The sequence below is a fragment of the Edaphobacter sp. HDX4 genome, assembly GCF_036877565.1.
Lineage (GTDB): Bacteria > Acidobacteriota > Terriglobia > Terriglobales > Acidobacteriaceae > Edaphobacter.
Window position 1 is genome coordinate 133,959 of the sequence record NZ_JAEDXW010000004.1, and the last position, 16,487, is coordinate 150,445.

Genomic DNA, 16,487 nt, shown 5'->3' on the forward strand with positions numbered 1-16,487 from the left:
CAGGATGCCCTATAAGACAAAGGCATCTTGACGGGCAACCTTTTTATCGGTATCTTAACCGATGTGGCAGGACTCCCTTCGGGTTGAGTCGGTCATAACGAAGTCCACCCACTTCGTTGATTAATGGAACACCCACGCAACAGCCCCCACCGCGCTGCGTGGGTTTCCTTTTTATAGTGAGATTTTCCACCATTCAACTTGACGCATGCCCCGGAACCTTTTAACCTCTTCCTAATGGGATTGATGCGCATCGCGGCCTGTAACTGTTGTCCTTGTTGTAAGGGCACCTGTTGCTGCTGCGCTGGAATCTCCCTCGCCTAGGCCAAGATCGTAGTTCAGGCTTAGAAGATTTTAGGAACCCACGTAGCAGCGCCAATCGCGCACGTGGGTTTTTCTTATGCCCGCGGAAACTCAAAAAGTTCAATCGCTGAATCGAGGCATCTATGGCAGCTCCTCAAATATCCAGTAGCCGCATCAACATCGACCTGATCGCCGTTGCGATCGCCCTCACCCTGGCGGCACTTATCCGCTTTGACCTGATTCCTCCCATCGGGTTCTAGGATCCTAAGTGTCTGTCCAGACGATTCCGGTGACTGCCCCCTCTCCCTCACTCAGCGCAAGGTTTCTTGGTGTGCTGCCGGGAGTGGCCCTGCTCTTCGGTATCGGACTTTTGGGCAAGCTCTTTGAACATACCTCCACTGTCCTCCGGACGACCTACCCCAGCATCCCCTTCCCTCACCTTGAATATGTCTTGTGGGCTATCCTCCTCGGCCTCTTCATTGGAAACACGTGGGGCGTCGCTCCCCTCTTCCGCGCCGGCGTGGCAACCTACGAGCTTTGGCTCAAGCTCGGCATCGTCCTGGTGGGCGCCCGCTTTCTCCTGCAGGACATTCTGCACATCGGCGGACTCTCTCTCGCACTGGTTGCGGTCGAGTTGACCCTTTCGCTGTCCATGATGCACTTGCTGGGCCGTATCTTTCGCCTGCCTCCCAAACTGACCTCGCTGTTGGCGATGGGATCAAGCATCTGCGGTGTCACCGCGATCATGGCTGCTCGCGGCGCCATTGAGGCCGAAGAAGAAGACACCTCCACCGCAATCGCGGCCATCCTCACGCTCGGCGCCATCGCACTCTTTACCTTTCCTGCCATCGGCCACGCTCTTCACATGAGCCAGCAGGGATACGGCATGTGGGCTGGCCTCGCTGTCGACAACACCGCCGAATCGCTCGTCACCGGCGCTCTCTACGGCGAAGAAGCCGGACGCTGGACTGTACTCGCAAAGACCGCACGTTCCGGCTTCATCGGCTTTGTTGTCCTTGCCTACGCCGTCTACTGGTCCTCGCGGGGTCTGGCTCCCGATGTGGAACACAAGGGCGTCTTTCTCTGGCGCAAGTTCCCGAAGTTCATCCTCGGCTTTATCGCGCTTTCGGTTCTCGCAACAGCCGGTTTCTTCACCCACAGCCAGCTCACCAGCCTGGCCAATCTCTCCAAGTGGGCCTTCCTTCCTGCATTCGCAGGCGTTGGACTCAGAACGAACCTCCGCGACCTCACCAGCCAGGGATGGCGTCCTCTGATCGTCGGAATCCTTGGCGAGATCGCAATCGCATTCATCACGCTGGGGCTCGTCTACTGGAGCTACAGCCACGGAGTCACCCGATGACTTCGCTCTTCGTACTTCAAGTCAATCGCTGTTGTCGCCGCTCTTAAGCGAGGACCAGCTCAGCTTTCCTTTCACAAAAAGAAAACCTCATCACAGACCGCCCAAGCGGCGTGTTCCTTTTCCTCTTTCGGAGACCTCCATGTACGACCGTATGCAGACCCAGGCGCGTTTGCGCAGCTTCCCCGCCACACGCATCCTCAGCGTCATCGTTCTTATATTCGCCGCATTCTCAGCCTCCGCTCCCGCACAGGTGGTGGGAGGCACGCTCACCGGCGTCGTCAGCGATCCCAGTGGAGCCGCGCTCTCCGACGCCACAGTGATCATTCACAACGAAGAGACCGGCAACGAAAGAAAGTTGGTAACCGGAAGCAATGGCCGCTTCTCAGCGCCATCCATACCCATCGGTACGTACACCATCTCTGTCCAGCACGATGGCTTCTCGACTCAGCGCCGCACGGACATTCCCCTGACCATCGGTCAGAGCAAAGAGTTGGACTTTCCCCTGACGGTTGACTCCGTCGAACAGCAGGTCACGGTCGAGGACACTCCCGCCATCGTCAATCTCTCCACCCAGCAGACCTCCGGCCTTGTGGATGAGCGCCAGATCAGGCAGCTCCCCCTTAACGGACGAAGCTACGATCAGCTGATAACGCTGAATCCAGCGGTCGTCAACTACACCGGCCAACGCTCAGGAAGCATCGGTACCTCGAACTCCTCGGTCGGGAACATGTTCTCCATCTCGGGTCGCCGCCCGCAGGACAATCTCTTCCTCCTCAACGGCGTCGAGTACACCGGGGCCTCCCTCATCAACGTCACTCCCGGAGGCACCAGCGGCCAGCTGCTTGGCGTCGATGCCGTACGCGAGTTCAACGTCGTCTCTGACACCTACTCCGCAAGCTACGGCAAGCGCCAGGGCGCACAGATCTCCATCGTCACCGCCTCAGGAACCAACCACCTTCACGGTTCGGCCTATGAGTTCCTCCGCAACTCCGCCCTCGATGCCCGCAACTACTTCGACCAGGCTGACATTCCGCGATTCCAGCGAAACAACTTCGGCGGCTCGCTCGGTGGCCCCATCCGTCGGGACAAGCTGTTCCTCTTCGCCAACTATGAGGGCTATCGCCAGAACCTCGGCCTCTCCGACGTCACCTTCGTTCCCGACGCACAGGCACGCCAAGGCTATCTTCCCGATCCTGCGAACCCCTCGGGCCCGCGCAAACAAGTCGGCATCGCCCCCGGAGTAGCTCCTCTCCTCAATCTCTGGCCCGAACAGAACGGCCCCGCGCTTCTGGACGCCAAGGGAAATCAGACCGGCATCGCGCTCGCCTACTCCAACCCGATGCAGCATATCCGCGAGGACTTCGGGACCACCCGCGCCGATTACAACATCGGCACGCGCGATCTCTTCTTCGGGGTCTACACCGTGGACGACTCCACCGCCGACACCCCCACTCAGAATCCTCTCGCCTCCATCAACGAAGATCTTCGCGAACAGGTCGCCAGTCTGCAGGAGCAACACATCTTCTCTCCCAGCCTCCTCAACACGGCGCGCTTCGGCTTCTCTCGCGCCTCTTTCTTCTTTCTTGGAACCTCGTCTCCGCTCGGAGGAGCCGACGTCCCCGGATGGGTCGCCGGAAAGCCTGTCGGTGCCATCGTCATCGCAGGCTCCACCGCCTCCAACGGCTCTTCCCAGATCACCGGCGCGGGAGCCAATGTCGGCTCCAACAACGCGACCACGCGCAACCTGTTCACCTTCGACGACCACATCTTCTGGACCCATGGCCGCCATCAGATCGAGGCCGGAGGCTGGCTGCAGCGGCTGCAGTCCAACGACAATCTCGCCCAGAACCAGTTCGGTCAGGCCTCCTTCGCGTCGCTCACCACCTTCCTCCAAGGCACGGTCAAGACCTTCACCGTCGTGCCCTCTCCCACCCGGCTGGGCTGGCGATCATGGATGGGAGCCGGATACCTCGAAGACACCATCAAGCTCACGCCGCGCGTCGAGCTCCGCGCCGGTCTGCGCATGGAATCCACCAACGGCTTCAACGAATCCCAGGGCCGCGCCTCCAACTACAGCTTCACCAATGGAGTCATCAACACCAATCCCTTCGTCGGAACCTCTCCCCTCACCGACAATCGAGCGAAGTTCCTTCCTGCTCCGCGGCTCGGCCTTGCCTGGAACGTGCGCGGAGACGGCAAGACCAGCCTCCGCGCCGGCTTCGGCCTGCATTACTCCCTGCTCGACAACCTGAACTATCGCCTCGATCAGGCGGCGCCCTTCAACACCACGCTGTCCCTCGCAAACGTCGCCGTCTCTGCCCTCAACATCACATCCTCGACAGCGCCAGCACCGGGCACGCTGATCTCGCCCTCCAACGTGCAGACCGACCTCGCAACCCCCAGCGTTCTGTCGTGGAGCCTGCAGCTTGAGCAGCAGCTCACGCCAGACACCTCTCTCACCCTCAGCTACATCGGTTCGCATGGCTATAACCAGATCCTCTCCGCCGACCTCAACGAGCCTGAAGCGACCGTCATGAATGGAAGGATCTACTACCCCACGACGAACAAGGTCAACCCCGCGGTCGCCAACACAACCTCGTGGATCTCCCGCGGAGTAAGCAACTACAACGGCTTGGTCGTCGACGTTCGTCGCAGCCTCTCTCGCGGTCTGCAGCTACGAGGCAACTACACCTTCTCGAAGAATCTCGACAACGGCTCGGCCTGGAACACCAGCGTCAGCGCCAACACTCCCGCCTTCGTCTCCTACCCTGCCGACCCTCATCTCGATTACGGCCGCTCCGCGAGCGACATTCGTCATCTCGTCGCTATCAACGGTACGTACGATCTGCCTTTTGGCCAGGGCCACCGGTTTGGAGCAGATCTCCACGGGCTCGCCTCTCGCGGCGTCAGTGGCTGGACGCTCAGCAGCATCCTTTCTCTCCAGTCCGGCTTCCCCTTCTCGCCGCAGCTTGGCTACAACCCAACCGGCTCCGGAGACACCCGCAATCCCGTTCGGCCAGACATCAATCCCGACTTCCACGGCAATCTCTACCCGCGTACTCCGCAACAGTACTTCAACCCCGCGGCATTCCTTGCACCCGCCTATGGAACCGTCGGCAATCTCGGCCGCGATACCCTCACCGGCCCGGGCCTCGCCAACTTCGATCTCTCTCTGCTCAAAGCGACGCAGATCAGCGAACGCGTCCGCACCCAGTTTCGGGCTGAGTTCTTCAACGTCCTCAACCACACAAATTTCGCCACTCCCAACCCTGTAGTCTTCACCTCTGGCCCGACCCAGGGCAGTGCTGCCAATCAGACCGCCGCCATCGTCGCCAGCCCGACCGCCGGCGTCATCACCGGTACAGCCACCACCTCGCGTCAGATCCAGTTCGGCCTGAAGGTTCTCTTCTAACCCTCCCCTTCACCAGCATTCCTTCCTTTGAGGGCAGAGCGAGACTATACTCCTCTGCCCTCTGCTTTCGCGCTCCGGTTGGGGTATCCTAGTAGATGACATGCAGCGGGTTTCCTGCGTCTATCAGGCGCACGCCGCTCCCACTCATTCAGGGAACCGTCATCCATCGGCCCAGGCCTGTGGATTTGCCGTTGCGCCCAGCATCGCGCCCGGCAGGAAGGCATTACGTTGAATACCTCCATCGCTCCAACTGCCGGCCAGCTTGCCGCGACACGACTTGCGCACTGGCACCATGACGCGCAGCCGCTTCTTACCGTCGATACGCTGCGCGAATGGATCGACAGCATGGGGCTGGTTCTCTATACCCCCCGTACCCAGCAGTTTCTGGTCTCGGCTCCCAGCTTTGCCGAAGCCGTTCTTGGGGCGGCCACACCGGCTCCGAGCCTCGCTGAGCTCCAGCAGCCACGCACTCTTCTGGCCCGCCTCGTCGGCGAGGGTTCCGTCGTTCCGCTGCATCTGTTTGGTTCGCCGACCGGAGCTGGATCCGAGACCCCCGACTTTCTCGTCTCGCAGTCCGCTCTTCCTTACATCTTCACCCTCCGGGGCGATAAGGGATGGAAGCAGCCACCCGTCACCAGCGGAGCCACCAAGGTCTCTCCCCTCGCTCTGGCCAGCTTCAACCTCCTCTCCACCAAGGGACGCCTGACCGCCTCTGAGCTCGCCACCGAGCTTGGAAACGAGGTCACCGAGGCCGCCGCTCTTCGCGCCCTCACCGAACTGTGGGAGCACCTGCGGGTCCTTCCCGTCCTTCAGGCCGACGGTACAGCCACCCTTTGGGAGCTGACCACCACCCGTTACAACAAGCAGCTCAAATCCGGAGCAAACGCCGGTCTTCCCAGCGCGCTCTCCGCTCTTATCTCGCTCTATCTCGCGCAGGCCATTCTTCCAACAGAAGAGGAGATCGAGACCTTTCTCTCCCCTCTCGCGTCACGCTCGCGCATTCGCGAAGTCGTTCGAGCCCTACTTGGAGCGCGCCAGGTTGAAACTCTCGTTATCGATGGAAAGTCTCACGTGTATGTTCCAGGCGAGCTTCCCGTCTTCGCGCCTGTAGCCGAGCCCGTCGCCGATGATGTCGACTCGCAGGTCGTCACCACAGAAGGCGATACCACCGGAGCACCCGCCGCCGAGCGCATCGCAAAGTTTGTTCCTTCCGCCCGCAAGCCCTTCGAGAGGCGCAGCCGGGATGATCGCGGAGCTCAGGATCGCGGATTTCAGGCCCGCGGAGCTCAGGACAGGGATGCGCCGCGCCGAGCTCCACGGCAGGATAGCAACTCCGATCGCGAACGCCGGCCCTTCCGGCGGGACGAACAAAGACCCGGTACCTCAGGCGACCGTCCGCGGCCAGACTTCAGCCGCCCCTGGAACGAAGAGAAGCGCGATCGCGAAGCACGCCGCCCCCGCTCCTTCGAAGGCTCCGGCAGCGAAACCAGAACACCCCGCCCAGACCGGGAAGGCAGACCGCCGTTCCGTCGCGACAACGACAGCCAGGGACGTGGAGACAGAACGGGGCGCCCGCCGTTCCGCAAGTTCGATGCGCCGCGTGGCAAGTTCTCCGGACCCCGTTCCGAAGGTGCTGGATCGTTCGATGCTTCGCGTCCGCGTCCCTTCAAACCCCGAGCGGAAGGCTCCGGCGGCTTCGACGCTCCCCGCGGTAAGTTCTCGAGACCTCGACCTGAGGGTGCCGGATCTTCGGATGCTCCCCGCAGGCCTAGGCCGCAGGGTGCCGGCGGTTTCGACGCTCCACGCAGGCCACGGCCGCAGGGTTCGGGTGGCTTCGACGGTCCACGTGGCAAGTTCTCAAGGCCTCGGCCTGAGGGTTCCGGCTCTTTCGACGCTCCACGCAGGCCACGGCCACAAGGTTCGGGTGGCTTCGACGGTCCGCGTGGCAAGTTCTCAAGGCCTCGGCCTGAGGGTTCCGGCTCTTTCGACGCTCCACGCAGACCCAGGCCACAAGGTTCCGGCGGTTTCGACGCTCCACCGCGTAAGTTCTCACGCCCTGAGGGCACCGGCGCTGGATTCAGGCCGGATCGCGGAGGAGAAGATCGGCCGCGTCGCGGATCCGATGCGAAACGTCCTTTCTCCCCCGGCAAATCCTTCGGTGGAAGCAAATCCTCCAGGCCTCGTACAGAAGGTTCGGGTTTCTCCGATGCTCCGCGCAGAAGCTTCTCCGGCAGCAAACCGTCCTTTGGTGATAAGCCCTCGGGTGGTCGAAGCTTTACTGGCAGCAAACCGGGCTTCGGCGATAGACCGGGCGGCGCTAAAAAGAGCTTCTCTGACAGGAAGCCCTACGCCAGAACCGGCGAATCCAGCTCCGACAGGCCTAGGCGGCCGCGCCCTGAAGGTGGTCCTGCAGGTGCAGGCAGAAAGCCGTTCGGAAAGCCATCAGGCAAGTTCGCAGGCAAGCCTAAGAGCTCTTCCGGTAAGCCCTCTGGCAACGAAGGCCCGTTCGATAAATTCAAGGGGAACAAGAAGCCGTTTGGCAAACGCGGCGCACCTGCCAGAAAGCCACGCGAAGATCGGGAGGAGTAGCGCCTTTGGAACTCCCTCCCGGATTCCCCTTTCCCATCAGGCCAGTACACGCAATAAGATAGCCGCGCATGAACAATTCCCTCAGCTCCGTTCCCCGCTCCTCCGTCTCCATGCCCGATCGGCGTGAACGCCCGATCATCGCCATCGATGGTCCGGCGGGGGCGGGCAAAAGTACACTAGCCGCGCACCTGGCTCGCCACTTTGGATTTCTCAATCTGGAGACCGGAGCCATGTATCGGGCGCTCGCCCTCAAAGCGATCGAAACCGACCTGGACTTCGATGAAGAAGCGCCTCTGCTCGAACTGGCCTCTTACACCCGGATCCGCCTGGAGCCTCAACTGGAAGGCAATCGGGTCTTGCTGGATGATCTCGACGTCTCGCAACGCATCCGCGATACCGATGTCACCGCGGCTGCCTCGCGTATCTCCGTCCATCCACAGCTTCGAGCCTGGATGGTCGGCCAGCAGCGCGCACTGGGCGCAAAGGGCGGCGTCGTGATGGAGGGGAGAGACATCGGAACCGCTGTCTTCCCGGACGCCGAGGTCAAGATCTTCCTCGACGCCTCCCCGGAGGTTCGCGGCGACCGCCGCTATCGTCAGGTTATCGTTCCCCATTCACCTGAGGATCGGCCAAAGCCTGTGGTCCCCGCAGCGCCTTCGCCGGAGCAGATCGAGGCACAGCACAAGATCCTTCAGGATCTCAAGGAGCGCGATGAGCGGGATCGCAACCGCAAGCAGTCACCCCTCCGGCCGGCCGAGGACGCGGTCATTCTCGACTCAACCGCGATGACCCTGGAAGAGGTTCTGGCCAGGGCAGAAGAGATCGTGCGCTCCCATCTGCGCCCCAATAGCACTCCCGGAAGCTGATTCGGTATCGCTGATTCCGCACTTTTCCACAGCACTGGAGGAGCCATATTCGCCTCTCTCCACGGCTCTCATTGCTTGCGTCTGAGACAGCCATAGGCACACTTGTCTCCAATCGATAAGCCTTGCCCTGTCAGCACACAAGACACCTTTTCCTCAAGCATTTCTTGCACCGTTGGTGGTGCAAAACAAAGATTTTCCAAAATAATTTGCGGAGTATGCTAACCTTCTCACATCGTTTGAAACAGATTGGTTTTCTGCAATGCTTGTCTGCGCAAAACCCCGATTTGTATCTACGGCAATTCAGGTGTAAACGAAGGAAAGAAACAACATGGAACAGGGAACAGTAAAGTGGTTCAACGACGCGAAGGGGTTTGGCTTTATTAGCCGTCAGAATGGTGAGGACGTGTTTGTTCATTATTCGGCGATTAATTCCAGCGGCTTCAAGAGCCTCCAGGAAGGCCAGGCGGTTCAGTTCAACGTGGTCAAGGGGCCTAAGGGTTGGCAGGCTTCTGACGTTCAGCCTCTCTAAAACTCCAAACCGGGTTGAGGGCCAGCGACGACCGGTTTTGCAGGAAGGGATAGCTACGGGCTATCCCTTTTATGCATCTTCGGACCAGAAGATCCAACATCCCTTCCTAAGGAACCAGCGGCAGCCTGACATAAGCTGATTGCCGTTCCCGCTCGATGGAATTGCCGTGTCAAGAGGCAAAACCCCGCAAATACTTGTTATTCAACAAGTTGATTGTGCGGTTCTGTAGTGCGCGGGGTGGTAGACTTGAATACATAAGCAAGAGAGCCCCGATCCCTCGGGGCTCTCTTCTTTTAAGCCGGTCCTTTTCGTGATTCCGACCGAGGTCCGGGGCTAAGTCCAATGTCTGGAAGATTTTGCGCTAAATGTGTACGGGGGGTGGGGATCGGTCTAGCGATCCCCTGCTGCTCCCAACGCCATATCGACCAAAGTCCTCTCTTCGATATCATGCGCCTTCGCGGAACCCGTCGCCGGGGTGGCGCTGGCGCTGCGCTTGACGCTCAGAACCGCGCGATCCCGCGCCAGCCGCCGCAGAAGAGGCATGACGTAGAAGAACGCTCCCATATTCGCCGGCTCTTCCTGGACCCAGACGATCTCTTCGGCTCCCGGATGCTGGTCGAGCGCAGCCTGCAGCTGATGCTCCGGCCAGGGATAGAGCTGCTCCAGGAAGATGATGCCGACGCTGGTGTCCTTGCGCTTCTCGCGCTCCACGCGGAGATTGTGTCCGATCTTGCCGCTGCAGACCAGCAGGCGGCGAGGATTCTGGACCTCATTGTCCGGTAAAACGTCCAGGAAGCGATCCCGGCTGAAATCCGAGATCGGGGACGAAGCGTCCGGGTGACGCAACATGCTCTTCGGCGTGAAGACGATCAGCGGCTTACGCCACGGACGCAGCACCTGACGCCGCAGCAGATGGAAGTGCTGAGCCGCAGTCGAAGGCTGGCAGATTTGAATGTTGTCGTTGGCGGCGAGCTGGAGATAACGCTCGATGCGAGCGCTCGAGTGCTCCGGTCCCTGTCCTTCATATCCGTGAGGCAGCAGCATCACCACGCCGGAGAGCAGGCCCCACTTGGCCTCGCCCGCCGCGATGAACTGGTCGATGATGATCTGGGCGCCGTTGGCGAAATCGCCAAACTGCGCCTCCCACATCACCAGTGCCTCAGGGTAGTCGCGAGCGAAACCGTACTCGAAGCCGAGAACGGCAGCCTCGGAGAGCAGCGAATTGTAGACCTCGAAGCGGCCTTGCTTCTCACTCAGATGAGCCAGCGGAGAGTAGCGAACCTCGGTCTCGGTATCCACAACGATGGAGTGACGCTGATTGAAGGTCCCGCGCTGAGAGTCTTGTCCCGTCAGCCGCACCAGCGTTCCTTCTTCCACCAGCGAAGCGAAGGCGACAAGTTCCGCCATGCCGTAGTCAAACGGCTTTGCTCCCGTTCCCATCTCCTGGCGCTGCTCAAAGAGCTTCTTCACCTTGGGATGGATGTGGAAGTCCGCCGGAACCGTGGTGATCTTTCGCACGATCTCACCGACGCGCTCGGCTGAGATTCCCGTATTCGCTTCGTCAGCCGGATTGAACTCACAGCCCTTGTACTTGTCCCAGTAATCGGGTAGCTCGGAGAGCTTTGGAATGCGCTCTGCCTTTGTCGCAGCCTTCTGCTGGTCCAGAAACTCCAGCTGAATCGCCTCAGCTTCCTTGGCCGGATTCACGCCGATCTTCTCGGCATAGATCTGGAACAGAGGCTTGTGGTCCTTGATGGCCGCGTAGCGACGAGGCTGCGTCACCGTCGGATCATCGACCTCGCTGTGGCCATGGCGCCTGTAACCGATCAGGTCGACCACAAAGTCGGTGTGGAAGCGCTGGCGATATTCCGCCGCGATCGCAGCGACCCGAACGACAGCGTCAGGGTCTTCTGCATTGACATGAAAGATCGGAATCGGAAGGCGCTTGGCGATGTCGGTGGAGAAGCGGGAAGAGTTCGACTCTTCAGGATTCGCAGTGAAACCCAGCAGGTTGTTGACGATCACATGCAGGGTTCCGCCAACGTTGTATCCATGCAGCGTCGCCATGTTCAGCGTCTCGGCCAGAACTCCCTGGCCGGCGAATGCAGCGTCTCCGTGGATGGTGATCGGAAGGACCTGCTGCTTGCCGCCTTCGCCGATGCGCTCCTGCTTCGCGCGGGTGCGCCCCAGCAGAACAGGATCGATGGCTTCAAGGTGGCTGGGGTTGGAGGCCAGATGAAGGCTGATGACCTTGCCGTCCGGAGAGGTGTAATCGCCCGTCGCGCCGATGTGATACTTTACGTCGCCGCCACCCATGGTGCTGCGCGGGTCGACATCTTCAAACTTGGTGAAGATCTCACGTGCAGGGCGGCCAATCGTGTTGGTCATCACATTCAGGCGGCCGCGATGATTCATCGCCAGCATTGCCTTGGTTACTCCCAGACTGGAGCCGACTTCGAAGACTCGATCGAGAAATGGAATGAGCGCCGTGATGCCCTCAAGCGAGAAACGCTTCGCTCCGAGATATCGAGATTGAATCACCTGCTCGAAGAGGTCGGCACGAATGAGCTGCGTGAGGATTTGTGCCTGGTTTGGTTTGGGAGGCTTCTGCTCAATCCTCTCCTGAAGCCACTGCCTCTGCTCAGGGCTCGGGATGTGCATAAACTCTGCGGCGATGGTCCCGCAATAGTATTGCCTTGCTTCTACTGCCAGTTCTCCCTCGGGTGCGGGCGTGGGAAAAGGCTCCGGCGGAAGGTACTGCCCGAGAGGGTCGAGTGAAGCCTGCAGGTACCCCCATCGGCGAAAGATGTCGAACACTGCTTCGCGTTCATGTTGATCGGTTACCGCGGGTCCTTGGGTCAACGCCTCTGCCTTGGTGGCCATTGCTTCCTCGATTTTCTAGATAATCAAATTGCGGCGACGAACGCCCGATATCTCTGCATATCTATGCTAGTCCTTTCGTCGGTTGACTGCATATGGGTCCCTGCAACTTCCGTTGTGCAGGGACTATAGAGTGGCACCCAAAACCCAGGGCTGGAACTCCTCTTCCCCGAATCCATGAATCTCGCTCCGGGTAGGCTTTCCGGACGCAATCTCCAGAATCTCCTTGAAGATTGCCGCTCCTGCCTTCTCCACCGTCTGGTCTCCATCGATGACCGAACCGCAGTTGATATCCATGTCATCCTGCATGCGACGAAACAGTGCGGTATTCGAAGCGATCTTGATGGAAGGGGTGGGTTTACAGCCGAATACCGAACCGCGTCCGGTCGTGAAGCAGATGAGGTTCGCTCCTGCTGCCACCTGGCCCGTCGCCGAGACCGGATCGAAGCCTGGAGAATCCATAAAGACCAGACCTCTCTCGCGTACAGGTTCGGCGTAACGATAGACCTCTCTGAGGTCGGTGGAACCGCCCTTTGAGACTGCTCCCAGGGATTTTTCCAAGATGGTGGTGAGTCCACCTGTCTTATTCCCGGGCTGCGGATTGTTATCCATCGAAGCCTCATGCTGCGCGGTGTAATTCTCCCACCAGCTAATGCGTTGCAGAAGGCGTTCGGCCACCTCCGCGCTCGAAGCTCTTCGCGTCAGCAGATGTTCGGCGCCGTAGATCTCAGGGGTTTCGGAGAGGATTGCAGTTCCGCCGCTCCGAACGAGATGATCAACGGCTACACCCAAGGCGGGATTCGCACTGATTCCCGAGTAGGAGTCCGATCCGCCACACTGCAGGCCCACAACCAGGTGCGATGCAGTGACCGGGGTGCGAACGGCGAGGCTGGCTCGATCAAGCATCTCGTAGACGGTCGCGATTCCGTTTTTGATGCTCTCGGTAGTGCCGCCCTCTTCCTGAATATTGGCGGTCCTGATGGAGTCGGGAGCGCCCGCAAGTTCAACCAGCCGATCGACCTGATTGGTCTCACAGCCCAGACCGAGCAGGAGTACCGAAGCGAAGTTGGGATGCGTGGCATAGCCGGTAAAGACGCGTCGCAAAAGGTCGGCAGGCTCTCCGTGACTGGCGATACCGCAACCGGTGCCATGGGTGAGCGCAACGACGCCGTCGACATTGGGATAGCTGCGAAGGACTTCAGGAGTAAAGTGGGCCGCGATACGGCGAGCCACCGTCGCCGAGCAGTTCACTGTAGTGAGCACGCCAACATAATTGCGGGTTCCTACACGGCCATCAGCGCGTTCGAAACCGAGAAAGGTCGTTTCGTCGGTCGAGACAATCTGAGAGCCTGATGCCTCTGCACCGATGGCATAGTCCCGTTTGAATTCGGCAACCGCCAGATTGTGAGTGTGGACATGTTCTCCGGCGGCTATGGGCTGCGTGGCAAAGCCGATGATCTGGTTGAATTTGCGAACCGCATGGCCGCACGGCAATGGATGCAACGCAAGCTTATGTCCCGCGGGGACCTCTGACGCCGCCGTGAGCTCCAACTCCGGAATGAACTCGCCCTGTGCCACGGACGTAAGTGCCACCGCAACATCATCGTTTGAGCCGAGCTTGAGAAGTTGCGCCATAGAAAGTCGATCAGTGCTGCAAAGTCAGGAAAATGGTATGACCAAATTTACTCCTGCTGGCGTGTCACTGGCGAATTCTCTTCCGTTTACGAAGCGGTTGAACTATCGCGGTGGAGAAGGCGTGTCTTGCGGGACTGTGGGATGGACGGTTTCGACTCCAGGGAGGATGGTCGATGTCGCCTTGAACTTGCGATAGTCGGAGTCGGTGATGAGGATACTTCCGTCGAAGTGCAGCAGCAATAACACGCGTGCGGCTCCTTCCCCCTCTATCCGGGACGGAAGCCACACTTCGTTATTGATCTTCATCTGCTGCATGGAGAAGCTGGTTCCTTTTTTGATGGACATGACCAGACCTCCGCCAACTTTGAAGGAGTCGGCGAAGCGTCCGTGAATCTGGGTGATGGCATGATCCTGCTCGTCGATCCAGATGGTTCCCGCGAGATCGCGAATGACGCTCTCCACCCGGTTCCTTGTTCTTGCCTTTGGATCTCCGGCGAAATCAACGGCGATTGTGTCTCGTCCATTGAGTTTGACGCGGCGGGCATTTGAAAAAATTCCGAGTTCTAGAAAACGAGAGACGGTGACCTCTTCGTTGCCATGAGAATCAGTCGCCTTTCCCTCGGCGTCCGCCTTATGCTTGCGCTCCTGCGACTTCTCAACCTCTTTGTCGATACGGTCGCTCTCTTTGCGTTGCTCGTCAGGAGAAAGCTCTTTTCCGTCTTTCCGGACGAGCTTATGAACCTCAACTCCTCTGAGCCAGAAGACGTCATACTCTTTCGTCTCGGTCTTCCGGCCATCGCTTCGTTGCTCGCGGGCGACCTCGCGGTAGAGATAGTTCGCCTGAAGAGCCTCCGCCTGTCTCTGGTTTTGCTCGACCTCATGCATGAGGTTTGGGATGGCCGGGAGAGGCTGCATCGACGCCGCAGGCAAAGAGGAGCCCTGTCCCTGCGCGAAGAGGATGGAGTTGCACAGGGCTACGAGCAGGAGCGATGTACGGGCGGCAAGCTTCATGTGCGATCAGGAGCCGTGATGGTGCGGGACTTCGTTTGGCGTGATCTCTCGCGCGTAGATCTGATAGGAGATCTTCGGCTGTTCATCACCCTGATGCAGCTCACGAACACGCGCCCGGATGGCTTCATCGGCCGCAGTAATACGTTCGCGAGAGCGGAGATAGTCGAGCCACGACTCCATGACGAACGTCTCGTTGAGTCGTTCGGGATCGATGACGTCGCGGTAGATTCCCCACCGTATGGCGCCGTCACGAAGACGCACGCCGCGAAGCTCGTGGATGGCGTGTGTGAATTCCGCGTAGCGTTCCAGGGGAATCCTGTATTCGATCGAAATGCGGACAGGACCTGCATGAATCAAGTCGTCAGCCTGCGCTGCAGAGTCGGCAAGCTGGAAGACGCTTGGCTGCGAGGCACTTCGCGAAGACCGGAACGGGGTGTGATCGGGAAGAGGCCCCTGCAGGATGTGGAAACGACGAATGAAAGGATAGCTGATGGCCAGCCCGCAGGCTGAGGCAGCAAGCGCGAAGGGAGTCGAGGTCTTCTCTGCGACGGAGCCCCAGATAAGGGAGCCCAGCGCCATCCCTCCCTGGAAGGTCATCAGGTAAGTTCCCAGGGCTCGCGCCTGAACCCAGGCAGGCACGGAAAGTTGGACCGATGTATTGAGGGTGGACATGGTGCTGGTCCACGCAAAGCCGGAGAGTATCAGCGCGGGGATGATGATCGCGGGATAGTGAGCGTACGCGAGTATGAGCAGGGTGGCGACGTCGTAGAAGGTCGAGACAGCGATGATGGTGTCGGCAGGGACGCGTCGACGGATGCGCGGAAGTTGAGTGGCCGCAATGACTGCTCCGAGGCCGAGAGAGCCGTTGAGGATGCCATAGCCAAGCGCACCCTCGTTGAGGTCACGTTTGGCGACGATGGCAAGCAACGCCCACATCGCTGAGACAAAGAAGGTGAAGGTGAAGGCACGAACCAGTGACGCCTGCAACTCGGGCGCATAACGCACATAGCGCAGGCCGGTCATGATTGATCCAGCGATACGCTCGGACGGCAGAGCCGATTTGAATAGCGGCGTCCGCTTCCAGTTGAAGAGAACCCAGATGACGCCCGCAAACGACAAGGCATTCAGGAAGAAGACTGATCCCGCGCCGGCGTGAACGCTTGCGAAGCCCGCGACCATCAGCCCACCAAGTGCAGGTCCTACAGCTCGCGCGAGATTGTTGGAGGCTGCATTGAGAGAGACGGTGTCGGGGATAAGCTCACGCGGAACGAGTTCGGGAACGATGGCCTGCCAGGCAGGGTTGTTCATCGCCGATCCGATGTTGAGCAGGAAGGTGAATGCCAGCAGAGTCCACGGGGAGATGAACCCGAGGAATGTCAGCACAGCGAGTACCGCGACGGAGGCGAGCATCCACGCCTGCCAGAAGATGAGCAGCCTGCGACGATCGAAGATGTCGGCGGTAGCGCCTGCGAGCAGGCCGACCATCAGCACCGGCAAAGATGCCGCCGTCTGCATGAGCGCGATGAGCAGAGGAGACGCTGTCAACGAGGTCATCAGCCATGTTCCGGCCGTGTCCTGCATCCAGGTTCCAATGGACGAGATGGTAGATGCTATCCAGCGATCACGAAAGAGCCGGATACGAAGCGGAGCGAAGCCGCTGGGTGCCGGGTCGGCAACGTCTACGAGCGGACCGGAGTTTGGCGTCTCAAGAGGCATTCACTCAGACTTCCAGTGTAACGATGCCAATAAGATTGTGCTGCCGGGCACGTTGGCATCTCTGGCTACCCTGACAGTGAAAAGGATGCCTACACAACACCGGATAGATGTGCTGAATGGCTGCGTCTTCGATAGCTTTCCATCGGCGCACCAAAGAGAAGAACTTGCGACTCAGTTCTGTTTCATCGT

At 59.7% G+C, this 16,487-nt stretch carries 9 protein-coding genes; 5 read left to right on the top strand and 4 right to left on the bottom strand.

Annotated features, from left to right (window positions below):
* Positions 1-568 precede the first annotated feature (568 nt).
* The 5 genes from JAO29_RS06140 (at position 569) to JAO29_RS06160 (ending at position 9,056) form a co-directional block, all read left to right on the top strand.
* The gene (locus tag JAO29_RS06140; RefSeq protein WP_334267310.1) at positions 569-1,660 is read left to right on the top strand and encodes a YeiH family protein; all 1,092 of its coding nucleotides are present in this window, start codon (positions 569-571) and stop codon (positions 1,658-1,660) included.
* Positions 1,661-1,799: 139 nt separating this feature from the next.
* Complete coding sequence (locus JAO29_RS06145) at positions 1,800-5,072, top strand: TonB-dependent receptor (RefSeq protein WP_334267311.1); 3,273 nt, start codon at positions 1,800-1,802, stop codon at positions 5,070-5,072.
* 228 nt (positions 5,073-5,300) lie between these two features.
* The gene (locus JAO29_RS06150; RefSeq protein WP_334267312.1) at positions 5,301-7,661 is read left to right on the top strand and encodes a hypothetical protein; all 2,361 of its coding nucleotides are present in this window, start codon (positions 5,301-5,303) and stop codon (positions 7,659-7,661) included.
* A 68-nt stretch (positions 7,662-7,729) separates the two neighbouring features.
* Positions 7,730-8,527, top strand: a complete 798-nt coding sequence (gene cmk / locus JAO29_RS06155; RefSeq protein ID WP_334267313.1) for a (d)CMP kinase — start codon at positions 7,730-7,732, stop codon at positions 8,525-8,527.
* A 328-nt stretch (positions 8,528-8,855) separates the two neighbouring features.
* On the top strand, positions 8,856-9,056 hold the full coding sequence (locus JAO29_RS06160; RefSeq protein WP_022845525.1) for a cold-shock protein: 201 nt from the start codon (positions 8,856-8,858) through the stop codon (positions 9,054-9,056).
* A 390-nt stretch (positions 9,057-9,446) separates the two neighbouring features.
* On the opposite strand, the gene JAO29_RS06165 is transcribed toward JAO29_RS06160, so the two are convergent.
* The 4 genes from JAO29_RS06165 to JAO29_RS06180 form a co-directional block, all read right to left on the bottom strand.
* Positions 9,447-11,939, bottom strand: a complete 2,493-nt coding sequence (locus JAO29_RS06165; protein ID WP_334267314.1) for a 2-oxoglutarate dehydrogenase E1 component — start codon at positions 11,937-11,939, stop codon at positions 9,447-9,449.
* Positions 11,940-12,062: 123 nt separating this feature from the next.
* Entirely contained in the window at positions 12,063-13,571 is a 1,509-nt protein-coding gene (locus tag JAO29_RS06170; RefSeq protein WP_334267315.1) for a UxaA family hydrolase, read from the bottom strand.
* 102 nt (positions 13,572-13,673) lie between these two features.
* A complete protein-coding gene (locus JAO29_RS06175) occupies positions 13,674-14,582 on the bottom strand; it encodes a hypothetical protein (RefSeq protein ID WP_334267316.1) in 909 nt (302 codons plus the stop codon).
* Between the two features lie 6 nt (positions 14,583-14,588).
* Positions 14,589-16,298 carry an MFS transporter gene (locus JAO29_RS06180; RefSeq protein WP_334267317.1) on the bottom strand — a complete coding sequence of 570 codons (1,710 nt, stop codon included), beginning with the start codon at positions 16,296-16,298 and terminating at the stop codon, positions 14,589-14,591.
* Positions 16,299-16,487 lie beyond the last annotated feature (189 nt).